This window comes from Haloplanus rubicundus (assembly GCF_003342675.1).
Taxonomy (GTDB): Archaea; Halobacteriota; Halobacteria; order Halobacteriales; family Haloferacaceae; genus Haloplanus; species Haloplanus rubicundus.
Genome location: NZ_CP031148.1, coordinates 872861 through 894645 on the forward strand (window position 1 = coordinate 872861; position 21785 = coordinate 894645).

The following is a 21785-nucleotide window of genomic DNA, read 5'->3' on the forward strand; positions in this document are numbered from 1 at the left end:
TCAGCTATTTTTCGACGGTCGCGCCGTAGCCTCTTCCGTCGGGTCTGGTGTCGACGGCGACGACCGTCACGGGGGCTGGATGGCGCTACCCCTGCCAGACCCGGACGCCGTCGGCCGTCCCAGCGCCCACCGCGAGCCGACCGTCGTCGAGTGCGACGCCGGCCACGTTCGTCCGGAGTTCGCCACCGAGCGGGAGCGTCCAGGCTCGCTCGGCATCCCGCCCCGTCCGCCGCACCGCCGCCAGCGTCCGGCGGTCGGCCGTCGGCACCAGCAGTTCCGGCCGCCCGTCCCCGTCCAGATCCGCGGCCAACCCCCCGTCCACGTTCCGCGAGCCGTACGTGTGGCTGGCGTACCCCTCGTGGGTCGCCGTCACGCTCAGGCCGTCGTCGAGGCGGTAGAACTCCACCGTCCGGTCGACGTGTGGCTTCCTGACGACGGCCAGTTCCGGCCGTCCGTCCGGCCCGAACGGCGCGACACAGAGCTGATGGCGCCAGCCGGGACCGTAGACGGGACCGGTCGCGAGTTCGGTGCCCTCGGCGTCGTACACCCTGATGCGCGCGCCGTCGGCCGAATCCGCGACGGTGGTCACGATCTCGTCGTCGCCGTCGCCGTCGAGGTCGGCCACCAGCGGCGACAGCCCCTCGAAGACCGTCGGCGCGTCGAGCGTCACCGCCGCCTCGATCCGACCGTCCACGGCGTCGATCAGGAGCAACCGACTCCCCTCGACGGTGTCCCCCAGCGCGCCGTGGGCGTAGCGGGTCGTCCGCCCGCCGTAGAGGGCGTAGCGACCGTCCGCGACCCGCACAAGACGACCGTCCGTCGGGGCGTCGGCGTCGAGTCGGGTCGGCGTCCCGTCCCGCCGGACGACGATGTCGCCGTTCGTGGCCACGTACAGCACGCCCCCGTCGACCACGACCGGATGCGTGTGAGCGGCGCAGTCGGTCGGCGCGTCGACGACGCCGAACGCCCCGTCGGCCGCGTACGCCAGCGGCGGCGTCGAGACGCGACCGTGGGTCGCGACCGTCTCGCTGGTCCCGTCGCCGACCCGGTGGGTCGTCGCCCGCTCCGCCGCCGTCACGACCGTCCAGTAACTCGTCGCACCCGGGCCACGGAACGCGAGGACCCACGCCGGTCGGCCGTCGACGCCGAGGTCAACCGGGCGCGCGTCGTCGACGGCGCCGGCACCGCCGACGACGCGGTTCCCGCCGGATTGGAGGTGCGTGAACGCGTATCGCGCTCCCCGTGGGGGCGGCGCCGGCGTCCCAGTCGGTCCCTCGGTGGTCGTCGACGCCGGCGAGCCGGCGCATCCACCGAGTCCGGCTGCCGACGCGGCCGCCGCCAGTAGCGTCCGTCGGTGCCACATCGACCACGGCTACGTGTCGCGGCTCAAAAACGCCGCGGCCGGTCAGCCGTCCGCGTCGACGGGCGCGTCGTCGCCCGCGCTCCGGCCCAGCCGTCCCCCTGCCGTCTCGGCCCGCCCGGACGCGGGGACCACCTCGCCGACCTCCCCCAGTCCCGTCGGCGGCATGTTGTTGTAGACGGCCTCGTACTCGCCGTCCCTGACGAGGAACGTCTCGTGCCAGATGCCCACGTCGCCGCCCTCGCCGACCCGGCGGTTGAACGCCTTCCACGCCGGCAGGTGTTCGCCCTCCGTGTCGCGGGCGTACGACTCCAGCGCCTCGAAGGACTCCCAATACTGGACCAGCAGGGGCGCACGGAGGCCGAGCCACGTCCGGGTTTCGAGCAGACCGCGCTCGGAGTCAGCGTCGAGTTCGCGGAGCATCCGCGGCATGGCGAGGAAGACGGGGAGCCACTTGTGCACCTTCCACCACGAGTTGATGCGCATCCCGATCAGGAAGACGACGAACTCGCCGTCGACCCGTGCGGTGACGCGCTCGGGGACGATCCCGGACATACTGTATCGCCGACACGTAGCACGGCCGCCCGGATAACCGTTCCCCGGGGGCGACGGGCTTGTGTCGATCCGGTCCTGTGGCGTGGTATGGACACCGACGCCGACGCCCGCGTCGCGGCGGGCGTCACCGCCCTGTCGGAGCGGAGCACGGAGCGTGCGGGCGACGAGTTCACGCGGGCGGCCTGGCTGTCGCTCGCCGACCCGCGCTCCGACGAGGAGCTGTCGCCGTTCGCCGACGAGGACCGGGGCTGGGTCGGCGAGGGGCTCCGGTGGCTCGTCGTCGCCGCCGTTTCCTACCGCGTCGCCGGCCGCGAGGCCCGCGCCTCGCGACGGGGCGTCGAGGGCATCGCCGTCGCGCGCGACCTGCAAACGACGCGCTCCCACCCCGCACAGCGGGCCTGCCTCGACGAGTTCGTCGCCGACTTCCGCGTCGCGGCCGGGATGGACGACGCCGACGCGGCCTACCGCACCGCCGCGGACGCCTACCGCGAGGCCGGCGACGCGGTCGACGACCCGCACCGACTGGCGACGAGCCCCCTGTTCCGCGCCGCGGCCGCGCCGATCGAGCAGGTCGCGCGGGGCCCGGCAAACGGCGAGATCGCGGTCGAGTGGGACGACCTCCACGGTTCCGACCCGTCCGATCCCGGCGCCTTCCTCGCCCGACGGGCGACGTACAAACGCCAGCGGTTCCCGTCGCTGCTCGACCGCGTCGTCGACGCCGGTCGCCTCGCGGCCCCCCGCGGCACCACCGAGTACGGCAACGACAGTTTCCGGTGTCCGGACTGTGATTCGACTGACGTGAACTGGATCGCCGGGCGGACGCTCTGTCTGCGGTGTTCGGCGCCGATGGCGCGAGCTTAGCGCGTCGCGAACACGAACTCCGTGCTGCTGCCGAGAGGATCGCTCGCCGTCTCCGTCCGGAGGCCGGTAAAGCCCGCCTCGCGGAGCTGGGCCAGCGTCCGCTCCCGTCCCGGCGCCGAGAAGAACATCCGCCCACCCATCCACCCCTCGCGGACGGTTTCGAACCGCCCGCCCGGCAGGGTCATCAGGAGCCGGCCGTCCGGCCGGAGGACGCGGGCGAACTCCCGGTACACCTCGGGGTGGGACTCGCGGGGGACGTGAAAGACGGCGTGGTAGGCGGTCACGGCGTCGACGCTCCCGTCGGCCAGCGGGATGGCGGTCATGTCGGCCTGTACCAGCCGCGCGTCCGGCACCGTCTCCCGGGCGAGTTCCAGCCCGCGCCGCGACACGTCGAGGCCGACGCTCCCCGCCGGCAGGTTCGCGAGCGTCCGCGCCCCGTCGCCACAGCCGGCGTCGAGGACCGTCGGCTCGGCCGGTAGCTCGGCGAGCAGGTCGTCGATCAGTGCGGCGTCGGAGCCGGTCGGGTCGCGCCGGCGGGCGTACGTCTCCGAGATGGCGTCCCACGCCCGCCGAATCTCGTGTCGGTCCATACCGGTGCTGTGGGGTCGGATCGAGGTAGTCCTGCCGCCGCGACGGCGCCTTCGCGATGAATTAAGGGTCTCCCGGCGGACTGTCTGGTATGCGAAGCTACACGATCACCGAGATCTGGGACATCCCCATTCGAGTCAACACCTCTCTTCTGATCTTCCTCCCGATTCTCGCGTGGCTGATCGGCAGCGGTCAGCAGATCGAACTGTACGCGGGACTCATCGGCGGCCTGACGGGCGCCGACTTCGATCTCGCCGTGCTCCGGGCCGGATCGACGCCGTGGCTCGTCGGGTTGCTGGCGGCGGTCGGCCTGTTCGTCAGCGTCACGATCCACGAACTCGGCCACTCGTGGGTGGCGATGCGCTACGGCCTCGAAATCGAGTCGATCACGCTCTGGATCCTCGGTGGGCTGGCGGCGCTGAAGACGTTCCCGAAGGAGTGGAACCGGGAGTTCTGGATCGCCATCGCCGGGCCGATCACGAGCGTCCTCGTCGCGGTCGGCTGTTACGGCGCCGTTCTCGTCGCCCCGAACTCGCTGCAGGTGCCGCGGTTCGTCCTCGGCTGGCTCGCGATCACGAATCTCGTCCTCGCGGGCTTCAACCTCCTCCCCGCCTTCCCGATGGACGGCGGCCGCATCCTGCGTGCGCTCCTCGCGCGCACCCGCCCATACGGGGTCGCGACACGTCTCGCCGCCCGCGTGGGCGTTCTCTTCGCTTTCCTCTTTGCCATCGTCGCCGTGCTCAACTTCCAGATTATCCTCCTCCTGCTCGCCTTCTTCATCTACGGCGCCGCGACGACCGAGTCGAAGGCGGTCCTGCTGGACGAACTCCTCGAAGGGATCACGGTGAACGACATCATGACGCGGGAGCCGGCGACCGTCGCCGCGTCGACGACCGTCGACGCGTTCGGTTCGCAGATGCTCCGGGACCGCCAGCCGATCCATCTCGTCGTCGACGAATCGGGGACACCCGTCGGCGTCGTGACGCTCGACGACCTGAAGCGGGCACGGCGTGCGGACCGCGACGCGACCGTCGGCGACATCGTCCGGGACGTGCCGCGGGTCGATCCGGACGCCGACGCCTTCGACACGCTCGTGGAGTTACAGGGTGCGGGCGGCCTCGACGCCATCGTCCAGCGGGACGGCGAACTCCTCGGCGTGCTCTCGGAGGCCGACTACGCCCACGCGATGACGATACAGCGGGGGTTCCGGAGCGCCGTGACGGGGTAATCCGAGCCGTCAGAGCCCGACCGGAATCCGGACGGTGACCGTCGTCCCTTCGTCGTCGCTCTCGAACGCTATCTCGCCGCCGAGTTCGTCCACGCCCCACTTGGCGATCAGCAGCCCGATGCCAGTCGTGTGTTCGAGCTGTGTCGCGGTCCCCTCGATCACCGGCTCGAACTCGTCGCGCGGGATGCCGGGGCCGGCGTCGTGAACCGCGATGTCGACGCCCCCGTCCGCAGTCTCCGTCGTCGTCAGACACACCGGCGAGGCGCCGTGTTCGAGTGCGTTCTCGACCAACTGCTCGATCACCAACCGGAGCAGCGCCCGGTTGGTGTCGACAGTCACCGGATCGAGCGCCGTCCGAACTTCTGGCGCGTCGTCGGCCTCGGCCACCTCGCGTGCGATCCGTTCGAGAAGCTCGGCGACCGCGACCGTCTCCGTCCGATCTTGCTCCCGCAGGTGGTCGAACTCACGAACCCGTTCGACGATGTCGTCGATGCGTTCGCTCGCCGCCAACACGCCGTCGGCGAACTCCTCGATCCGGTCGTCGGTCGCGAGTCGCCGGATTTCACTCGTCAGGCCGTCGATGATGGTGAGTTTGTTGCGGAGGTTGTGCCGCATCACCCGGTTGTACACGTCGACCCGCCGCTGGTGTTCGAGCAGTTCGGTGACACAGGCCGATAGCGCATACCTCCGTCTTCAGGCGGAGGTCAAGCGATAGGCATAGTGCGTCAATCCACGAGCCCCCGCTCTTACTGGATTTCCCACGCTTCACCGAGGGAATTAAGACGCTGACGAATATAGTGTGTAACACGGATGAAGACCACACGGCACGCGACCTACAACCTCAACTACCACATAGTGTGGTTGCCGAAGTACCGCCAGTCGGTACTCGTCAACGAGGTCGCCGACCGTGTGCGAACCATCCTCCAGGAAATCGCCGACGACAAGGGATTAGAGATAATCGACCTGACCGTTCAACCCGACCACATCCACCTGTTCGTCAGTAGCCCTCCGAAACACGCCCCCTCCCTTCTCGCTAACTGGTTCAAGGGTATCTCCTCGCGGAAATACAACCACCGCTACGCCGACAACGAGGGCGAGAAGATTCGATGGGCACGGGGCTACTACGCAGGAACGGCGGGCCACGTTTCCAGCGAAACGGTGCAAGACTACATTCAGCGTCAACAGAACTCATGAGTTCTGTTTGGCACAAGAGAAACGCACCGCATTTCTCGGGACGTCACGAGGAAGGTGACCCATGACCGAACTCACCAAGACGCTGGAACTGAAACTGGTAGACCCGAACGCACACAAACGGCGGAAACTCTGCGAGACGCGGGAGGTCTACCAGCAGGCCCTTCGAGATGCGTTCGACGCTGGTTGCACAACCCAGACCGAAGCGAACGACGTGGTAGTCACCTACGACCTGTCGGGGTACGCGAAGAACGCCCTCAAGAAGTACGTCCCGCAGTTGACGACGACGTACAACGCGGGCGACCTTCACGATGACCACCCCGTTCGGTTCACCACCGAGGGGCTACGCCTCGACCACCAGCCCGAGAACGCTATCGAGTGGTACGTCAAAATCCCGCACCACGAGGACTACCACCTCTGGATGCCAGCACAGCCGAACCCCGACCAACGGGACTGGTTGGAAGCGTTGAACGCCGGTGACGCGGAGATGGGTGAGAGTCGGCTGTTCCAGCGGGACGGGACGTGGTATCTCCACGTCACCGCCACCCGCGACGTGGAGGACAGTTCCGAGGCGTCCGACGACGAACGGACGCCTGTCGGAGTGGACATCGGGGAAGCGTCACTCGTCACGGTGTGTCACCGCGACGACCACGGGTCTCCGATCCGCCCCGAACTGTGGGCCGATGAAGGGAAGACCGTTCGTCGGCTCCGCAAGACCTACTTCAGCGCTACGCGACGGCTTCAGGAACGCGGAAGCGACCGTCTCGTTGAGTCGTTCGGTGACGACCTGTGGAATCAAATAGACGACGTGTTGCACCGTGTCACCCGCGAAGTCGTAGAATACGCCGAATCCGTCGAGAATCCCGTTCTGGTTCTGGAAGACCTGACGTACATTCGGGAGTCGATGGACTACGGCGAGTACATGAACCGCCGTCTCCACGGATGGGGATTCGCCAAACTCCACGCGCAGATACGGTACAAGGCCGTCGAGAAGGGGATTCCCGTCGAGACGGTGAACCCACGCAACACGTCGAAGGAGTGCCACGCGTGCGGTGAAGTCGGGTATCGCCCGAAGCAGGCGACGTTCAGGTGTACGAACGACGACTGCTGGATGGGCGAGTACCAAGCAGACGTGAACGGGGCAATAAACATCGCAGACCGCTACCTCAGCGGAGAGAGTCGTTCCAGAGAACACCCGAACGACGATGACTCGGCTGAGGATGGGGCGCGTTTGACCGCGCCACAAGACAGTCAAGCCGATGCTGAAACCCAGCAGTCGACGCTTGGAACAGATGCGTCTTGAAACCACAGGGCCGTTGCGCTCGGCCTGAAATCCCGTGGCGGGATTCCCGCGTCTTCAGGCGCGGGAGGAGGTCAATCCCGGACCCCCCGTGTCACCCCGTTTCGTGACAACTGTTATTGATACTCACGACAACGGTTCACCGTATGTCCCAGCAGATTCAGCAAGAACTCGACGTGGACCGATTCACGCTCGGCCTCGTCGGCCCGGACCAGGAGTGGGCGGGGACGGTCGCCGACGGCGGGACGGTACGCACCCACACCCCGCCGGCGTGTTGGGGGCCGATGATCACCCCCGAGTTCCGCGGGGGCCACGAAGTGACCCGTCCCATCCGGGTCGAGAACGCCGAACCCGGCGACGCGCTCGTCGTCCGGATCAGGGACGTCGAGGTGACGAGCGTCGCCACGAGCACCGGGAGTATGGCCGAACGCGAGGGGGCCTTCGGCGACGACCCCTTCGTCGACCACCGCTGTCCCGAGTGTGGGACCGAGTGGCCAGAGAGCGTCGTCGAGGGCATCGGCGAGGAGTCGATCAAATGCGCGGAGTGTGGCGCCAACGCCTCCTCCTTCGGCTTCGAGTTCGGCTACACCGTCGCCTTCGACGACGACCGCTCGGTCGGCTTGGCCGTCGGCGACGAGGGGGCGACCGACCTCGCGGAGCGCGCCGACGAGGCGATGGCCCTGCCCGAACACTCCCGCCAGCACCCCATCCTCCTCTACAAACCCGACGAGATTCCGGGCACGCTCGGCCATCTCAGACCGTTCATCGGCAACATCGGTACGACGCCACCCCGCGAGTTCCCGGACTCCCACAACGCCGGCGACTTCGGGCAGTTCCTCATCGGCGCCGGTCACGACTGGGGGCTGCCGGACGAGGAGGCGCTGGCGGACCGCACCGACGGCCACATGGACTCGAACGACGTGCGCCCGGGCGCGACGCTGATCTGTCCGGTGAAAATCGACGGTGCCGGCCTCTACGTCGGCGACCTGCACGCCAATCAGGGCGACGGCGAACTCTCCCTGCATACGACGGACGTGAGCGGGCGGACCGAACTGGAGGTGGAGGTGATCAAGGGACTGGACATCGACGGGCCGCTCCTCCTCCCCAACGAGGCGGACCTGCCGCCCATCGCCAAACCCTACACCGACGCCGACCGCGAGACGGGCGCCGAGTTGGCCGACCAGTACGGCGTCGACGAGGTAGTCGACGCAGCGCCCATCCAGGTGATCGGCTCGGGCGCGACGATCAACGACGCCACCGACAACGCGTTCGACCGCGCCGGCACACTGCTGGACATGACCGAAGGCGAGGTTCGCGCCCGGTGTACGTTCTCCGGCGGCGTCGAGATCGCGCGTCTCCCCGGTGTGGTCCAGCTGTCGATGCTGGCGCCGATGGAGAAACTGGCGGCGGTGGGGCTGGCCGACACCGTACGGGCGCAGTACGACCTGTAGGCTACCGCGTCCCGCCACGCATCGCCGGAAACAGCGCCACCTCGGCGTCGGGCGGGCAGTCGTCGTCGAGGCTCGCCCGCTCGCCGTCCACCGTGACGCGGACGCTCGGGCGGAGCGTACCGTCGCAATCGACGAGGTGGGACTCGGCGCGGGGATAGGCAGTGACGACCGCCTCGACGACCGCGCGGACCGTTCCGCCGTCGGGGTCGACGCGGACCCGTTTTGTGCCCGTCGCGGCGCGGAGTGGGCCGTACACCGTCAGTTCCATGACCTCCCTCACTCCTCTTCTACCTCGGCGTCGGGGGCGATCCGTTTGACACACCGGATGCCGCGTTTCGCCCCCTGTTTCGACGCGTAGCCCTCGGCACTGTCGGCGACGATGTTGCCGTTCGACGCGACGAGTCGCCACCGCCACTCCTCGCCCCTGTCCTCGTAAACTTCGAAGACCGGTTGGCCCGCCATGGTCGTCGTTCGACCGAGGGGGGTTTACGTGTTCCGTCGGCGACCACCCGGCGAAATCCTTAGGTTCGATCCGTGCTACCGTTACACACATGACACTGACGGCCGACTGTCAACGGTGTAGCGAACCGTTCGACTACCGACACGACGCCTGCCCGAACTGCGGCTGGCGCCCCGAGACGTGGCGACAGGGTGGTCGCTACGGGCTCGGTCGGGCTGGTATCGGAGAACGGGACTGATGGGCGCCGAGAACGAGTGTCTCGGTTGCGGCGTCGACTTCGACTACGACGAGGGCGCCTGCCCCGTGTGTGGCTGGGACCCGCGGGACTTCGCCGCCCGCGGCCGGTACGGACTGGAAAAATCCGGTCACGGCGAACCGGACGACGAGGGCGACGGCGAACGCGACGGCCCCAGCGGACCGCCGCCGGGACCGAAGGGGCTGTTGTAGGTCACCGGTCGACGCCCGTCGGCGTCCCCGACGCCGCTACGGAAACGACGCGACGAACAGCGTCCCGTACACCACCATCGAGAGCAGGACGGCGCCGACGCCGAGCAACACCGCCCCGCCCAGTCGGAACACCCACGTCCGGTGCTCGCGGGTGTCCTCGTAGTAGTCGGGATGCTCCGATGGCGGCATCGAACTCAGCGCCTCCGCGTACCGCCGCTGGACGGCGAGCGCCGTCTCGACGCGGAACGCGAACACGTAGCCGAGTCCCAGCAGTCCCAGCGCGAAGGCACTCAGCCCGATGGATGCGAGCGACACCGTTCCCAACGGCGTACTCGTCGCGACGGTGTGAAAGCCACGGTGTCTCCCGGACGACGCGCGTCGGCGGCGCCGCCCGGGTCTGAACCGACGCCGGACCGCCGTTAGTCCGACCGCATCGACAGCGGCGGGCGGTCCTCGGCGCGGCGCGATTCGTGGAGCGCGTCACAGACCGATCCCTGCCCGCTCATGTTGACGCCGGCCAGCCGGGTCCGGTGGCGCACCGTCTCGAACTGGTCGGGATCGATCGGCTCCCCTTCCGGCGTCCGGAACAGTTCGGGGTGGTCGTCGTCGAGGAGACCGGTCGCCTCGGCTTTCTCCAGATACCGCTCCAGCGGGTCGGCGTCGACGGTCACCGCGAGGCCGCCGTCGCGGACCCAGACGCGGGCGTCGTCGTCGCCGTCGAGATCGAGATCGAGATCGGCGCGCGTCAGAGCGACGATCTGTCCGCCGTCGAGGCCGGCGTCGAGGAGTGCGCCGGTGGCGTCGTGCTGGCGGGCGATCCGCGCCTTCTCGTCGAGTTCGGCGCGGACGGGTTCGACGCTCCCGTCGGCGTCGGGAAACGCCTCGCCGAACGAGAGGCGTTCGTTGACGCCGCGGTTGATCTCCCGTTCGTGCATGTGCTCGCGGAGGTCGATCCGCGCGCGGTCGACGTCCGGAAGCGCCTCCACTTCGTCGCGGGCGTCGGTCGTCATCATCCACGCGAAGGCGGGCGAACACCACGCCGTCGGGAGGGTCATGGCGACGTCCACCTCGTCGCCGTCGATCCGAATCTCGTCGATGTACTCCAGTTCGACGATGGAGGTGTCGAGTTCGGGGTCGGTGACGCGGTCGAGTCGCTCTCGGACCGCCGCTTCGGTCACTCTGCCGTCACCGCCCCGCGAATCCACCGCCATCAGTCGTCCGCCGGCGCCGCACTCGACCCGGCGTAGTGGTCCGCGAGGCCGAACTCCTCGGTCACGTCGTCGGACTCGAACTCCTCTTTTTTGGCCTCAATGTCGATGTCGTACAGCTCCGCGGCGTTTTCGCCCATGATCTTCTTTTTCGTCTCCAGATCGAGTTCGACGCCGTACTCGTCCCGCTGTTCGTCGGTCAGTTCGGCGTTCATCACCACGTCGACCAGCCAGTCGGGGTTCCAGAGCGCGTAGTCGGAGCCGAAGAGGAGGCGGTCCTCGCCCAGCCAGAAGAGGAGTTCGCCCATGATCTCGCCGAACTTCCGGGGGCGGTGGACGGCCATCGGCGCCGCGACGGCGAGGCCGCCGTAGACGTTCGGCTCCTGAGCGGCGATCCAGCAGAAGTCGTCCAGTCGGGGGAGGCCGACGTGTTCGACGACGAAGTTGAGTTCGGGGAACGAGGTGGCGGCGTCGTCCACGTCCGCCACGTCGAAGGCGTCGCGGTTGAGCGGCCGGATCGTCGGCCCCTTGTGCGGGTGGATGTTCCGGATGCCGAGTTCGGCGCACTTCTCTAGGAATTTGAAGGACTCCTCGCTGTCGAGGCGCCATCCCTTCGAGTCGCCGCGCCACTCGGCCGTGTAGAGCTTGACCCCCTGCAGGTCGTACTTGTCGTTCAGTTCCTCCAGGTATTCGAGCCCCTCCTCACCGTCCCGCGGGTCGAAGGTGCCGTTGAGGACGAACCGTTCGGGATACTCCTCGGCGAGTTCGGCGTTCTGTTCGGCCGTGTTGAACCCCTCGTCGTAGAAGTCGGTGAGGTAGGTTGGTTGGAAGATACCCATATCGACCGCGGCGTTGCCGAACAGATCCTGTTTCATCCGGTCGGCACCGTACTTGCGGTACTCCTCCAGCGACCACTGTTTCTCCTCCGGCGTGAACGCCGTGTGGTAGTCGTAGAAACACTGGATGAACTGCTCGCCGCCCTCGTGGACGATGTTCTCCTCGGTCGCATCCCAGAGGTGGAGATGCGAGTCGATGACGAACACGTCCTCTCCCTCGTACTCGTACATACTACGACCGACCGTGAGGAATGACAACAAATAACTATTGTGGTCGTTCATGAATGTCGGCGGAGGAACGCTTTTGTCGACGCGAGTGAACGCCTCACACATGCTCGCGGCACGACTGCACGCGTACACGGAGGAGATGAGCGACGCGCTCTCCATCGACGACGTCGACCGGCCGACCGCCGACGGCCCCGACGACGTGATCGTCGAGGTGGAGGGCGCCGGATGGTGTCAGACCGACAACCACATCATCGAGGGGATGTGGGAGGAGTACGCCCCCCAGCCACTCCCGATGACGCTCGGCCACGAGAACGCCGGGACGGTCGTCGAGGTGGGCGAGAACGTCGACATCGTCGACGTGGGCGATCGGGTGATCTGTCACCCGCACATGACCTGTGGCACCTGTCGGCCCTGTCGGCTGGGCGAGGACATGTACTGCGAGAACGCCCAGTTCCCGGGGCTGACGACCGACGGGGGGTTCGCGGAGTATCTCCACACGAACGAGCGGGCGGTGATCCCGCTCCCCGGCGGCGTCGACCCCGCGGACATCGCGCCCCACGCCGACGCCGGCATCACCGCCTACCACGCGGTGAAGAAGGCGGTGGCCGAACTGAACCCCGGCGACCACGCCGTCGTCATCGGCGTCGGTGGCCTCGGTCACATCGGTCTCCAGTGTCTCGACGCCATGAGCGCCGCGGAGATCACCGCCCTCGACCTCAAGGCGGCGGCCCGTGACCTCGCGACGGACCTCGGCGCCCACCACGCCGTCGATCCGTCGAGCGTCGACGTGGCCGCCGAAATCGAGGCGATCACCGACGGCGCCGGCGCCCAGCAAGTCATCGACTTCGTCGGCGCCGACGTGACGACGGGCTACGCCCCCGACATCGTCGCCGCGGGCGGCGACCACCACGTCGTCGGCTACGGCGGCCACATCCACGAACCGTCGCAGGCGCTCGTCAACGGCGAGTTCGCGTACCGCGGGACGCTCGTGGGCCGGTACGCCGAACTGCAGGAACTCGTCGCCCTCGTCGACCGCGGCGACGTGGAGCTTCGGACCTCCCGCTACGACCTCGACGAGATCAACACCGTCGCCGAACGCCTCGAACACGGCGACATCGAGGGTCGGGCGGTCATCGTGCCGCCGTGAGGAGAGGGAAGTTCCGGGGACCGGTTGTCCCGCCGCCGGAACTACTCGGTCCGGTATTCCTTTTCGAATCCGCGGAATTCGGTGCGGTGGGCCTCTTCGTCGGCGAGAATAGTCACTGCGAGGTCCTCAGTCACCGGATCGTCCGCCTCTTCGGCCGCATCGATGAGTGCACGGTACGTCTCGATGGCGTCCTCTTCCGCGTCGAGGACGCCGCGGATGACCGAGAGCACGTCCGTCGAGTCCTCGGGCGGCTGGAGGGAGTCCTGTCGGGCGACGAAGTCGGCCGATCCCGGCGGGCGCGCGTCCAGTTGTTTGAGGCGCTGTCCGAGCTGTTCGGCGTGGCCCAGTTCCTCCTGAATGTCCTGCTGGAGGCTCTCCTTGATCTCCTCGGCCCGAACGCCGTCGAGAACGATCGCGTTCGTCTGGTAGTTCATCACGGTCTCTATTTCGTCGCCGTACGCCTTACGCAGGAGTTCGACGACACGGTCGGAGGTCATGCCGGTTCGTGCTACGCACCATCGACGCTAAACTGTTCTCCCGGTCAGCGCTCCCGCCTCGTCGCCTCGGCGCCGGTGGTGGTGAACTCGAATCGCGCGCCGCCGGCCGCTCCCTCGGTCACGGCCACGGTCCAGCCGTGTGCCTCCGCGACGGTCCGGACGATGTTGAGGCCGAACCCCGTCCCGCCGTCGGCGGTGGTGTATCCCCCTTCGAACACCCGGTCGCGCTCCGATTCGGGGATGCCGGGACCGTCGTCTTCGACGTAGAACCCGTCCGCGGTGCGCCCGACGGTGACGGTCACGGCGGCGTCCGTCTCCCCGCCGCGAGTGAACTCCACCCCTTCGTCGGCGGCCGGCCGACGGTTCGTCGAGCCATGCTCGACGCTGTCGTCGGACTCCGTCCGGCTACCAGTGGAGCCGTGTTCGACGCTGTCGCCGGGCTCCGCCCGGCTACTCGTGGAGCTATGCTCCACGCTGTTCCGAAACAGGTTCTCGAACACCTGCGTGAGTCGACTCTCGTCGGCCTCGACGGTTCCCGGGTCGTCGTCGAATCGGAGCTGGGCACCCTCGGTTTCGGTCGTCGCCCACGCCCGTTCGGCGACCGACCGGACGTCGACGGGCTGGACGTCGTCGACGGTCCGCCCGTACCGCGCCAGCGTGAGCAGGTCGTCGATCAGTTCGTCCATGCGGTCGAGCGCGTCCGCCACCCGGCCGAGACGGTCGTCGTCCACGTCCATCCGCGCGAGTTCGAGGTTGCCGTGGGCGACGTTCAGGGGATTGCGCAGGTCGTGGGAGACGACGCTCGCGAACTCGTCGAGGCGCTCGTTCTGTCTGGCGAGTTCCCGTTCGCGTCGGCCGAGTTGCTTCCGGGCCGTCATCGAGTCGATGGCGTGCCCGATGCTCTCGCCGAGTTCGGCGAGCGCCTCACACTCCCGGGTGTCGAACACGTTGGCGCGGTTGGCGTAGATGGTCAGGAACCCGTGGGCGTGCTCGCTCCCGACGAGCGGGACGACCGCCATCGACTCGACGCCTTTCTCTGCCAGCATGTCCCACCACGGCTCCAGGCTCGGCTCCGCGAACACGTTCTGGATGGGTTGGAGATCCCCCGTTCGGATCGCCTCGCTGCCCGGTCCCCCTTCGGTCTGACTGTCGATGTCGATGGCAACCTCCAGTGGCTCGAAGTACTTGTCGTCGTGCCCTGCCCACGCCGACGGCCGGACGAACTCGTCGCCGGGGACGTAGCGGCCGATCCACGCGCCGTCGTAGATCCCGGTATCGGTCAGTCGCTCACAGACCACCGCTTCGAGTTCGTCCCGTTCGGTGGCGTTTACCATCTCCTGGGTCGCGATGCGGAGCGTGTCGTTGATGCGGGTCAACTGCTCGGCGCGTCGGCGCTGGCACTGCCCGCGGGCGTCGTAGATGCCGACGACGAGACCGACGACGGCGCCGAGCGTGGCGGCGTTGAGCACCGTGCGCCTCGCCCCGGGTACCGACTGGCCACGGATCGCGGCGTCGGCGAACAGCCAGCCCACGGCGACGACGAGCGCCACCGTTCCAACCACGGTCCAGCCGAGCGTCCGGTCGGCGAAGGGCGCCGGGCCGAGTCGTTCCTCGCGGAGCAGTCCGCCGATGCCGGCCACGATCAGCGCCAACACCAGCGGGACCACCGCCTCGACCACGAGCAGCCGCGGAGACGCCCGCAGCCGGACGGCCGACTGCAGATGTACGACTGCGAGCACGAGCCCGGCCACGGCGATGACCGTACCACTCGTCCGTGCCGACACTCGCTCCATTCGTTCGGTGTACTTCGGCCTCGGCACATATAGGTCACTGGCTTTCGGAATCATTCGTGAGAACTCGAATCGAAGTGATCCCTTCGAATCCCGTCCGGGCGGCAGATATACGGCCGTCGGGTCCCGTGTGTAGACGATGATACCGTCGAGAATCGCCCCGAGTGCGTGTCCGCCGTGGACCGCCGACTCCCACGGGGGACCACCGTGACCGATCCGCTCTCGTCGATCCGACGCGACGCCCCGACGATGGCCCTGGCCGTCGTCGGCGTTCTGGTCGTCGTCGCCGTCGGCTTCGTGATCATCGTCGGCTCCATCCGCGTCCTCCTGCCGGCGGTGTACCCCGTCTTCCCCGACACCGATCCGACGACGCTCGCCGCCGTCGTCGGATTCGGTCCCGCCCTCGTCTACGGCGTCGTCGTCGCCGTCGCCATCCGCCGATACGTCGTCAAAAGAGGCTGACGCTCCGACGGACCGGGACCGCCGTTCGTCACGAAATCGCTCCCCGAATCGGACGCGTGGCCACCCTCTGTGGCCGCGTCGCGGGGGTGATGCCGCTCTCGGCCCTAGAGTAGGTATGACCGAATCCTCCCGACCGCCGAGCGACGACTCGCGTTCGGTCGACTACGAAACCCACGCCGTCGACGTCCTGATCGTCGGCGCCGGCGCGGCCGGCGCCCGGACGGCCATCCAACTGGTCGATCGCGGCGTCGATCCCGCCGATATCCTCGTCGTCGGCAAGCGGCGCCACGGCGACGCCCACACGACGTGGGCGCGCGGCGGCATCAACGGCGCCCTCGGGACCCACGACCCCGAGGACGGTTGGGCCGTCCACGCCGCCGACACGCTGAACGAGGGCCACCACCTCAACGACCCCGCGAAGGTGGAGGCGGTGACCCGGCGGATGCCCGGCCTCCTCCGCGAACTCGACGCGTGGGGGATGCCGTTCAGCCGGACCGACGAGGGCGACATCGACCAGCGCTACTTCGGCGCGCAGTCGTTCCGCCGGACCGCCTTCGCCGGCGACCACACCGGCGAGTCGCTGCTGGAGACGCTCGTCGAGCGGGCGCAGTCGCTGTCGATCCCCTACCGCGAGAACGTCTTCGTCTCGAAACTGCTCACCGACGAGGGACGAATCGTCGGCGCCGCCGCCACCGACCTCGACACCGGCGACTTCCTGCTGTTCGAGGCCGACACCGTCGTCCTCGCGGCGGGCGGGTACACGAGCCTCTACCGTCGCCACTCCTCGCGCGACGACGAGAACACGGGCGACGGGCCGGCGCTCGCCTACGACGCCGGCGCCCGCCTGATGGACATGGAGTTCGTCCAGTTCCACCCGACCGGCATGGTCGGCGCCCGCTACGGCGACGAGTGGGACGGCCGCCTCGTCACCGAGGCCGTCCGCGGCGAGGGCGGCCACCTCTACAACGCGCAGGGGGACCGGTTCATGGAGCGGTACTCGCCCGACCAGATGGAACTCGACGCCCGCGACGTGGTGGCCCGCGCCATCGACGCCGAACTCGCGGCCGGCCGCGGCACCGAGTACGGCGGCGTCTACCTCGACATCTCCCATCGCGACCCCGCGTTCATCCGCGAGCGCCTCCCCCGGATGGACGAACGGTTCGCGGACCTCGGCGTCGACCTGGCGACCGAACCGGTCGAAGTCGCACCCACCGCCCACTACGGCATGGGCGGGGTCGTCGTCGACGACGACGGCGAGACGGACATCGAGGGCCTCTACGCCGTCGGCGAGACGATGGCGGGCGTCCACGGGGCGAACCGCCTCGGCGGCAACTCGCTGGCCGAGACCATCGCCTACGGACAGGTGGCGGGCGATGCCATCGCGGCGCGGCTGGCCGAGGGAAACGATGCCGACGCCGATGCGACGCTCCACACCGCCGCCCGCCGCCACTTCGCCGACCTCGCCACCCTCGCCGGGAGCGACGGCTCGACGCCTCCCGAGACCCTGCTCGACGACCTCCGAGAGATCCTCTGGGATCACGCCGGCATCCACCGCGACGAGGCGGGCCTCGTCGCCGGCCTCGACGCCCTCACCGCGCTCCGCGGGCGGGCGATAGACCTCGACGTGGGCGACCGGACGAGCCGCTCGTTCGAGTTCGCGCTGAACCTCCAGTTCGGACTGCTCGTCGCCGAGGCGGTCCTCCGGAGCGCCCACGAGCGCACCGAATCGCGCGGTGCCCACCACCGCCCCGACTACCCCGACACCGACCCCGACTGGCGGCGAAACGTCGTCGTCGAACGGGGGACTCTCGGGGCGATGGCGCTCTCGACGACGCCCGTCGACGAGCCGAGCGCGGCGGTTCGAGACGCACTGGACGCCGGCTACGAACTCGACTACCACCAGCTGGAGTGATCAGCGACGGACGCGGACCGGTCGGACGACTCCTCCTCCCGACCACACGTATATATCCTTCGACGAACTGCGCGGTGGCACGGTCCGTCACCGAACGTAATGATCCCGTGGGCCGTAGGCGTTCCTGCGATGGTCCCCAACACCCCCGCTGACGACGCGTCCCCCACGCGCCGCGCGTTCCTCCGCCGCGGCGCGGGCGCCGTCGCGGCCGGCTTCGTCGCCGCGACGGCCGGCTGTACGTCGGCCCTCCCGCCGCTCGGCTCCGCCCAGCGATTCGGCCGCATCGACGTTCCCGACGCGGACCCACCACGGTACCGACGGTGGCTCCCCGCTCCGTCGGCCGTCGACGGCGTCGACGCCGAGGGGTACGCCTACCTGTTCCGCCGCCCCGGCGCCCTCGACTACCCCGCGCCCGTTCGGTTCACCACGCCACGCAAGCGACTCCTGAGCCACCTCGATCACTTCGGAATCGGCTACGCGAACTACGACCGTCTCCTCCACACGCCCTTCGGCACGGTGCTCGCGGGCGAGTTCGACGCCGAGGCTGTCGGCGAGACGCTCACGGACAGTGGCTACGCCGCCACGGGATCGGACGGCGACTACGACCGCTTCACCCGCGACGACGTGCCCCGCCGGGCCGCCGTCGGCGACGGCGTCGTCGTCTGGTCGAGCGAGCGCGTCCACGACCACCCTCGGATCGACGCGCTGCTCGACGCCCGCACCGGCCGGCGGACCCGCTACCACGACGCCGACGCCGGCGTCGCCCGCCTCACCGACACCGTCGGTGAGAGCCGCATGGTCGAGTACGTCCCGCCCAGCGACGAGCGCTACTGGCAGAAATGTGAAGGCTTCCGCTTCGACGGCGACACCGCGTATCACGTGATGACGTTTCTCTACCCCGAGGGGCGGACGCCGCCCGAGTCGGAACTCCGGGACCGCGCCGTCGACGGGACGGTGTTGACCCGCGAAGTCGAACACTCCGACTTCCGGATCGACGGCCGCCTCGTGATCGTGGAGGGGCGCATCCCCCCGGGCGAGGGCATCGATCCGGTCGATATCACGCCACCGTATCCGCCGCAGATCACGTGGGGGTACGCCTCCGACACCGACGCGTCCGCGGTGACCGTCCGTCACGAGGCGGGCGATTCGGTCCCGACGAGCGCCCTCGGCTACACGTTCGACGCCGACGTGCCGGACGGCTGGCTGGTGCTCGCCGAGCAGCGGCCGCTCCCGACGGACGGCGAGACGCTCGCCGCCGGCGACGCCGTGACCCTCTCCCTCCCCGCGACGCCGACGGTCGAAGCCATCCCGCACGGGGACATCGACCACGAGGCGGCGAACCCGTACGCGGCCGCCGACCCCCGACCGGTGGCCCGCCTCGAACTGCTGTACGGTCCCGGTGAGACGCGCCGCCCCGTCTTCGCAGTGCCGCTGGAGGGGTCGTCGTGATTGTCGCATCGCCCCCGACCGACGAACCGGCGCCCGCCCCGCCGAGGTGGGCGGGCGATTTATTTCCCGGACCGATGACCGATCCATCCGTGGCGGACGACCCCGACCTCTCCACGCTCGTCGGCCTGCTGGACGACGAGCACGTCCGGACCATCCTCGCGGCGACGAGCGCGGAGCCGCTGTCGGCGGCGGCACTGAGCGAGCGCTGTGGCGTCTCCACCTCCGCCGTCTACCGCCGGGTCGACCGCCTCGTCGACGCCGACCTGCTCGACGAGCGGACGCGCCCGCGGAGCGACGGCCACCACGACACCGTCTACGTGGCCGCCATCGAGCGCTTCGAACTCGTCGTCGACGACGGCGACATCGACTGGACCGTCGACCGAACCGAGACGGACGTGGCCGACGAACTCACGCGCCTCTGGGGGGAGTTCTGAGATGGTGGCCGCCGCCCCACTCGTCGACCTGCTCGCGGGCGTCGCGGCGACCGGGTCCGCCCTCGTCGGCCTTTACATCGGCTATCAGGCCTACCGCGGCCTCCGCCGCAACGACGAGCCCGCGATGCGGTATCTCGCCGCCGGCATGATCGTCCTCTTCGGCGTGACCTACCTGCTCGCGGTCGTCGGGCAGGGACTGATCGCCTTCCACGTCGTCACCCTCGGGTTTCAGGACGTGTTCCGGCTCCTCGTTCGCATCCTCCAACTCGCCGGACTGGTACTCATCGCCTACTCGCTCCACCTCGCGGCCGGCAGCCGCGTCTCGGAGGGTTAACGGAAGAGGACGGTCGGCCGTCGCGCGACGGCATCGACCGGCGTGTCGTCGTCGATGGCGGGAAGTCTGACGCACGCGACCGATCCCGTCCCGTCGTCCCGCGCGCGAATCCCGAAGGAGCCGCCGTAGCGCGTCACGATCCAGTTGACCAGCCACAGCCCCAGCCCGGAGCAGTGGACCAGATCGGTCTCTTCGCCCGCGTCGATGGCCGCGGCCTCCATGTCGTCGATACCGGTGCCTTCGTCCCTGACGACGAGTTCGATCCACTCGCCGTCGTCCGTCGCTTCGAGTTCGATCCGCGGCGCGTCACCGGGGTCGTGTGTCACGGCGTTCTCGGCGAGTTCCGTCAGCGCCTGCTCCAGTTCGGGACCGGCACAGACATCTCGGTCGGTCCGGACCGCGACGTCGACGGTCGCTCCCGCCGGCAGGTCGTTCGTCGCGGCGTCGAACAGCGCCGCGGGGTCGAGTCGTCGGGGCTCGCGCTCGCGACGCGCGTACCGCTCCAGTTCGCGGGCCTGTTCGCTCGTCCCCATCAGTCGGTTCGCGGTCCGCTCGATCCGGTCGCCGAGTTCGCTCACGTCGTCGTCCTCGGTCAGCCCGGACTGGAGATGATTGCCCACGCCGAGCAGGACGTTCAGGTCGTTGCGGAGGTTGTGCCGGAGCACGCGGTTGAGCAGGCGCACGAGCTGTTCGGTCCGCTTGCGCTCGGTCACGTCGGTCTGGAAGCCGAGATAGTGGGTGAGGTCGCCGTCCGGCCCTTCGATGGGGCTGAGTCGCACCTGATTCCAGAACGGCGAGTCGTCGGCGCGGTAGTTGAGCAGGTCGACCGAGGCGGGCTCTCCGGCGTCGACGGCGGCGCCGAGTTCGGCGACGGTCGACTCGTCGGTCGCCTCCCCCTGTAGGAACCGGCAGTTCCGGCCCACAATCTCCGCGGCGTCGTAGCCGGTCACGCGCTCGAAGCCCTCGTTGGCGTAGACGATGGGCAGGTCGCCGTCGGCGTCGGCCATCGAGATGCCCACCTGCGCCTCGTCCATCGCGCGGGTCTTCCGCCGCAGTTCGCGCTCGCGCTCCTTGCGCGCGGTCACGTCCCGACCGACGCCTTGCACCCCGACCACTCCGTCGTCGCCGCGGATCGGCGTGGCGTTCACCGCGACGACGACCCGCTCGCCCGCCGCGTCGACGAAGTCGAGTTCGAGGTCCTCGACCGTCTCGCCGTCGACCGTCCGATCGAAGGCCCCCAACGCGTCGTCTATCGACGCCCCGTCGAGCCACGCCGCGAACGGCGTGTCGATCAGCTCCGCCGGTTCGTAGCCCAGTACGCGCTCGACCGCCGAGGAGACGTAGGTGAAGGCGCCAGCCCGGTCGAGCCGAAAGAGGATGTCGAAGCTCGTCTCGGCGATGCCCTCGAACCGCGCTTTCTCGTGTTCGAGCCGTTCGGTCCGTGCCTCCAGTTCCCGCTCGTATCGCCGCCGTTCGAGTGCCTGCCCGATCAGCTTCCCAAGCAGTTCGAGGAAGACCTCCTCCGTCTCGTCGAACGGCGCCGACCGCTCCGATTCGGCGGCGAAACAGACCGTCCCGTACGTCTCGTCGTCGACGGTGATCTTGACGCCGATGTAGGCCCCCAGCCCGAACGCCTGCAGCGCCCGGTCGCTGACCGACGACGACGCGGTGGCGTCCTGTACCGCCAGCGTCCCCTTCACCTCGATCGTTCGCCGACAGTACGCCTCGTCCAGCGGGCAGCGCTCCCCGGCCTGAATCCCTTCGTGTCTCCCCGTGGCCGCGACGATCTCCTGCGACCCGTCGTCGAGTCGCGTGAGAAAGCCAATCGGCAGCCCGAGATACTCGGTTCCGACGTCGAGCGCCCGCTCTACCCGCGCGGTCACGTCGGCGTCCCCGTCGGTACCGGTGAAGATGTCGTAAATCTTCTCTCGGTAGCCACTGGCGTCCATCTACCACTCGTTGGGGGACGAGCGTCTTATGAGCGTTGGCCGAGTTTTCAGGGCTGATTCTGGGCGGCGTGAACGCTTTGGTCTCCGAGGCCCGTCCG

The 21785-nt window shown here is 68.8% G+C and carries 25 protein-coding genes; 13 read left to right on the forward strand and 12 right to left on the reverse strand.

Annotation, left to right across the window (positions count from 1 at the left end):
- Positions 1 to 85: 85 nt before the first annotated feature.
- Complete coding sequence (locus DU484_RS05375; RefSeq protein WP_157969501.1) at positions 86 to 1363, reverse strand: VCBS repeat-containing protein; 1278 nt, start codon at positions 1361 to 1363, stop codon at positions 86 to 88.
- Positions 1364 to 1405: 42 nt separating this feature from the next.
- Positions 1406 to 1915: a DUF4188 domain-containing protein gene (locus tag DU484_RS05385; protein ID WP_114605305.1), complete on the reverse strand. Its 510-nt coding sequence runs from the start codon at positions 1913 to 1915 to the stop codon at positions 1406 to 1408.
- An 87-nt stretch (positions 1916 to 2002) separates the two neighbouring features.
- On the opposite strand from DU484_RS05385, the gene DU484_RS05390 reads away from it, so the two are divergent.
- On the forward strand, positions 2003 to 2776 hold the full coding sequence (locus DU484_RS05390) for a hypothetical protein (RefSeq protein ID WP_114605306.1): 774 nt from the start codon (positions 2003 to 2005) through the stop codon (positions 2774 to 2776).
- On the opposite strand, the gene DU484_RS05395 is transcribed toward DU484_RS05390, so the two are convergent.
- Complete coding sequence (locus tag DU484_RS05395) at positions 2773 to 3366, reverse strand: class I SAM-dependent methyltransferase (RefSeq protein ID WP_114605307.1); 594 nt, start codon at positions 3364 to 3366, stop codon at positions 2773 to 2775. The two genes, DU484_RS05390 and DU484_RS05395, sit on opposite strands and share 4 nt — an antisense overlap.
- Positions 3367 to 3455: 89 nt before the next feature.
- Between DU484_RS05395 and DU484_RS05400 the strand changes: the two genes are divergently transcribed.
- Positions 3456 to 4592 (forward strand): site-2 protease family protein, encoded by a 1137-nt coding sequence (locus DU484_RS05400; protein WP_114605308.1) that lies wholly within the window; start codon positions 3456 to 3458, stop codon positions 4590 to 4592.
- A gap of 9 nt (positions 4593 to 4601) precedes the next feature.
- On the opposite strand, the gene DU484_RS05405 is transcribed toward DU484_RS05400, so the two are convergent.
- Positions 4602 to 5207 (reverse strand): sensor histidine kinase, encoded by a 606-nt coding sequence (locus DU484_RS05405; protein ID WP_114605309.1) that lies wholly within the window; start codon positions 5205 to 5207, stop codon positions 4602 to 4604.
- A 195-nt stretch (positions 5208 to 5402) separates the two neighbouring features.
- Here DU484_RS05405 and tnpA point away from each other — a divergent pair, with 195 nt between their 5' ends.
- The 3 genes from tnpA to DU484_RS05420 all read left to right on the forward strand — a co-directional run bounded on the left by tnpA (position 5403) and on the right by DU484_RS05420 (position 8534).
- Positions 5403 to 5786: an IS200/IS605 family transposase gene (gene tnpA / locus DU484_RS05410; protein ID WP_114605310.1), complete on the forward strand. Its 384-nt coding sequence runs from the start codon at positions 5403 to 5405 to the stop codon at positions 5784 to 5786.
- A gap of 61 nt (positions 5787 to 5847) precedes the next feature.
- Entirely contained in the window at positions 5848 to 7086 is a 1239-nt protein-coding gene (locus DU484_RS05415; protein WP_114605311.1) for an RNA-guided endonuclease InsQ/TnpB family protein, read from the forward strand.
- 143 nt (positions 7087 to 7229) lie between these two features.
- Entirely contained in the window at positions 7230 to 8534 is a 1305-nt protein-coding gene (locus DU484_RS05420; RefSeq protein WP_114605312.1) for an acetamidase/formamidase family protein, read from the forward strand.
- Position 8535: 1 nt separating this feature from the next.
- Here the strand turns inward: DU484_RS05420 and DU484_RS05425 are convergent, their stop codons facing one another.
- Together DU484_RS05425 and DU484_RS05430 are read right to left on the reverse strand one after the other, a co-directional pair.
- On the reverse strand, positions 8536 to 8802 hold the full coding sequence (locus DU484_RS05425) for a ubiquitin-like small modifier protein 1 (RefSeq protein WP_114585147.1): 267 nt from the start codon (positions 8800 to 8802) through the stop codon (positions 8536 to 8538).
- Positions 8803 to 8810: 8 nt separating this feature from the next.
- Positions 8811 to 8996 (reverse strand): HVO_2922 family protein, encoded by a 186-nt coding sequence (locus tag DU484_RS05430; RefSeq protein ID WP_114585148.1) that lies wholly within the window; start codon positions 8994 to 8996, stop codon positions 8811 to 8813.
- Positions 8997 to 9085: 89 nt separating this feature from the next.
- Here DU484_RS05430 and DU484_RS19930 point away from each other — a divergent pair, with 89 nt between their 5' ends.
- Both DU484_RS19930 and DU484_RS05435 read left to right on the forward strand, forming a co-directional pair.
- Positions 9086 to 9232, forward strand: a complete 147-nt coding sequence (locus DU484_RS19930) for a hypothetical protein (RefSeq protein ID WP_187347768.1) — start codon at positions 9086 to 9088, stop codon at positions 9230 to 9232.
- A complete protein-coding gene (locus DU484_RS05435; protein WP_114605313.1) occupies positions 9232 to 9441 on the forward strand; it encodes a hypothetical protein in 210 nt (69 codons plus the stop codon). Before DU484_RS19930 ends, DU484_RS05435 begins: the two co-directional genes overlap by 1 nt.
- A 36-nt stretch (positions 9442 to 9477) precedes the next feature.
- Here DU484_RS05435 and DU484_RS05440 read toward each other — a convergent pair whose 3' ends face one another.
- From DU484_RS05440 to DU484_RS05450, 3 genes are all read right to left on the reverse strand, one after another.
- Entirely contained in the window at positions 9478 to 9756 is a 279-nt protein-coding gene (locus DU484_RS05440; protein WP_114585150.1) for a hypothetical protein, read from the reverse strand.
- Between the two features lie 104 nt (positions 9757 to 9860).
- Positions 9861 to 10652: a metal-sulfur cluster assembly factor gene (locus tag DU484_RS05445; protein ID WP_114605314.1), complete on the reverse strand. Its 792-nt coding sequence runs from the start codon at positions 10650 to 10652 to the stop codon at positions 9861 to 9863.
- Positions 10652 to 11716: an amidohydrolase family protein gene (locus DU484_RS05450; RefSeq protein ID WP_114585152.1), complete on the reverse strand. Its 1065-nt coding sequence runs from the start codon at positions 11714 to 11716 to the stop codon at positions 10652 to 10654. The genes DU484_RS05445 and DU484_RS05450 overlap by 1 nt, the downstream gene beginning before the upstream one ends.
- A 100-nt stretch (positions 11717 to 11816) precedes the next feature.
- Here DU484_RS05450 and DU484_RS05455 point away from each other — a divergent pair, with 100 nt between their 5' ends.
- The gene (locus tag DU484_RS05455) at positions 11817 to 12860 is read left to right on the forward strand and encodes an NAD(P)-dependent alcohol dehydrogenase (protein WP_114605315.1); all 1044 of its coding nucleotides are present in this window, start codon (positions 11817 to 11819) and stop codon (positions 12858 to 12860) included.
- Between the two features lie 41 nt (positions 12861 to 12901).
- Here DU484_RS05455 and DU484_RS05460 read toward each other — a convergent pair whose 3' ends face one another.
- Positions 12902 to 13357 (reverse strand): ferritin-like domain-containing protein, encoded by a 456-nt coding sequence (locus tag DU484_RS05460; protein WP_114585154.1) that lies wholly within the window; start codon positions 13355 to 13357, stop codon positions 12902 to 12904.
- Positions 13358 to 13401: 44 nt separating this feature from the next.
- Entirely contained in the window at positions 13402 to 15150 is a 1749-nt protein-coding gene (locus DU484_RS05465; RefSeq protein WP_114605316.1) for a receiver/sensor box histidine kinase, read from the reverse strand.
- Between the two features lie 165 nt (positions 15151 to 15315).
- On the opposite strand from DU484_RS05465, the gene DU484_RS05470 reads away from it, so the two are divergent.
- The 5 genes from DU484_RS05470 (at position 15316) to DU484_RS05490 (ending at position 19738) form a co-directional block, all read left to right on the forward strand.
- On the forward strand, positions 15316 to 15609 hold the full coding sequence (locus DU484_RS05470) for a hypothetical protein (RefSeq protein WP_114605317.1): 294 nt from the start codon (positions 15316 to 15318) through the stop codon (positions 15607 to 15609).
- A gap of 115 nt (positions 15610 to 15724) precedes the next feature.
- Entirely contained in the window at positions 15725 to 17521 is a 1797-nt protein-coding gene (locus DU484_RS05475; RefSeq protein ID WP_114605318.1) for an L-aspartate oxidase, read from the forward strand.
- A 129-nt stretch (positions 17522 to 17650) separates the two neighbouring features.
- Positions 17651 to 18970 (forward strand): hypothetical protein, encoded by a 1320-nt coding sequence (locus DU484_RS05480; protein ID WP_114605319.1) that lies wholly within the window; start codon positions 17651 to 17653, stop codon positions 18968 to 18970.
- A 74-nt stretch (positions 18971 to 19044) separates the two neighbouring features.
- A complete protein-coding gene (locus DU484_RS05485) occupies positions 19045 to 19404 on the forward strand; it encodes a winged helix-turn-helix domain-containing protein (protein WP_114605320.1) in 360 nt (119 codons plus the stop codon).
- Position 19405: 1 nt separating this feature from the next.
- A complete protein-coding gene (locus DU484_RS05490; RefSeq protein WP_114605321.1) occupies positions 19406 to 19738 on the forward strand; it encodes a DUF7521 family protein in 333 nt (110 codons plus the stop codon).
- Here DU484_RS05490 and DU484_RS05495 read toward each other — a convergent pair.
- Positions 19735 to 21687, reverse strand: a complete 1953-nt coding sequence (locus DU484_RS05495; protein ID WP_114605322.1) for a PAS domain S-box protein — start codon at positions 21685 to 21687, stop codon at positions 19735 to 19737. The two genes, DU484_RS05490 and DU484_RS05495, sit on opposite strands and share 4 nt — an antisense overlap.
- Between the last annotated feature and the right edge of the window lie 98 nt (positions 21688 to 21785).

Excerpts from the sequence above, each read along its gene's own strand:
- DU484_RS05375 (WP_157969501.1), bottom strand. The coding sequence starts at position 1,363 with ATGTGGCACCGACGGACGCTACTGGCGGCGGCCGCGTCGGCAGCCGGA.
- DU484_RS05385 (WP_114605305.1), bottom strand. The coding sequence starts at position 1,915 with ATGTCCGGGATCGTCCCCGAGCGCGTCACCGCACGGGTCGACGGCGAG.
- DU484_RS05390 (WP_114605306.1), top strand. The coding sequence starts at position 2,003 with ATGGACACCGACGCCGACGCCCGCGTCGCGGCGGGCGTCACCGCCCTG.
- DU484_RS05395 (WP_114605307.1), bottom strand. The coding sequence starts at position 3,366 with ATGGACCGACACGAGATTCGGCGGGCGTGGGACGCCATCTCGGAGACG.
- DU484_RS05400 (WP_114605308.1), top strand. The coding sequence starts at position 3,456 with ATGCGAAGCTACACGATCACCGAGATCTGGGACATCCCCATTCGAGTC.
- DU484_RS05405 (WP_114605309.1), bottom strand. The coding sequence starts at position 5,207 with ATGCGGCACAACCTCCGCAACAAACTCACCATCATCGACGGCCTGACG.
- tnpA (WP_114605310.1), top strand. The coding sequence starts at position 5,403 with ATGAAGACCACACGGCACGCGACCTACAACCTCAACTACCACATAGTG.
- DU484_RS05415 (WP_114605311.1), top strand. The coding sequence starts at position 5,848 with ATGACCGAACTCACCAAGACGCTGGAACTGAAACTGGTAGACCCGAAC.
- DU484_RS05420 (WP_114605312.1), top strand. The coding sequence starts at position 7,230 with ATGTCCCAGCAGATTCAGCAAGAACTCGACGTGGACCGATTCACGCTC.
- DU484_RS05425 (WP_114585147.1), bottom strand. The coding sequence starts at position 8,802 with ATGGAACTGACGGTGTACGGCCCACTCCGCGCCGCGACGGGCACAAAA.
- DU484_RS05430 (WP_114585148.1), bottom strand. The coding sequence starts at position 8,996 with ATGGCGGGCCAACCGGTCTTCGAAGTTTACGAGGACAGGGGCGAGGAG.
- DU484_RS19930 (WP_187347768.1), top strand. The coding sequence starts at position 9,086 with ATGACACTGACGGCCGACTGTCAACGGTGTAGCGAACCGTTCGACTAC.
- DU484_RS05435 (WP_114605313.1), top strand. The coding sequence starts at position 9,232 with ATGGGCGCCGAGAACGAGTGTCTCGGTTGCGGCGTCGACTTCGACTAC.
- DU484_RS05445 (WP_114605314.1), bottom strand. The coding sequence starts at position 10,652 with ATGGCGGTGGATTCGCGGGGCGGTGACGGCAGAGTGACCGAAGCGGCG.
- DU484_RS05450 (WP_114585152.1), bottom strand. The coding sequence starts at position 11,716 with ATGTACGAGTACGAGGGAGAGGACGTGTTCGTCATCGACTCGCATCTC.
- DU484_RS05455 (WP_114605315.1), top strand. The coding sequence starts at position 11,817 with ATGCTCGCGGCACGACTGCACGCGTACACGGAGGAGATGAGCGACGCG.
- DU484_RS05460 (WP_114585154.1), bottom strand. The coding sequence starts at position 13,357 with ATGACCTCCGACCGTGTCGTCGAACTCCTGCGTAAGGCGTACGGCGAC.
- DU484_RS05465 (WP_114605316.1), bottom strand. The coding sequence starts at position 15,150 with ATGGAGCGAGTGTCGGCACGGACGAGTGGTACGGTCATCGCCGTGGCC.
- DU484_RS05475 (WP_114605318.1), top strand. The coding sequence starts at position 15,725 with ATGACCGAATCCTCCCGACCGCCGAGCGACGACTCGCGTTCGGTCGAC.
- DU484_RS05480 (WP_114605319.1), top strand. The coding sequence starts at position 17,651 with ATGGTCCCCAACACCCCCGCTGACGACGCGTCCCCCACGCGCCGCGCG.
- DU484_RS05485 (WP_114605320.1), top strand. The coding sequence starts at position 19,045 with ATGACCGATCCATCCGTGGCGGACGACCCCGACCTCTCCACGCTCGTC.
- DU484_RS05490 (WP_114605321.1), top strand. The coding sequence starts at position 19,406 with ATGGTGGCCGCCGCCCCACTCGTCGACCTGCTCGCGGGCGTCGCGGCG.
- DU484_RS05495 (WP_114605322.1), bottom strand. The coding sequence starts at position 21,687 with ATGGACGCCAGTGGCTACCGAGAGAAGATTTACGACATCTTCACCGGT.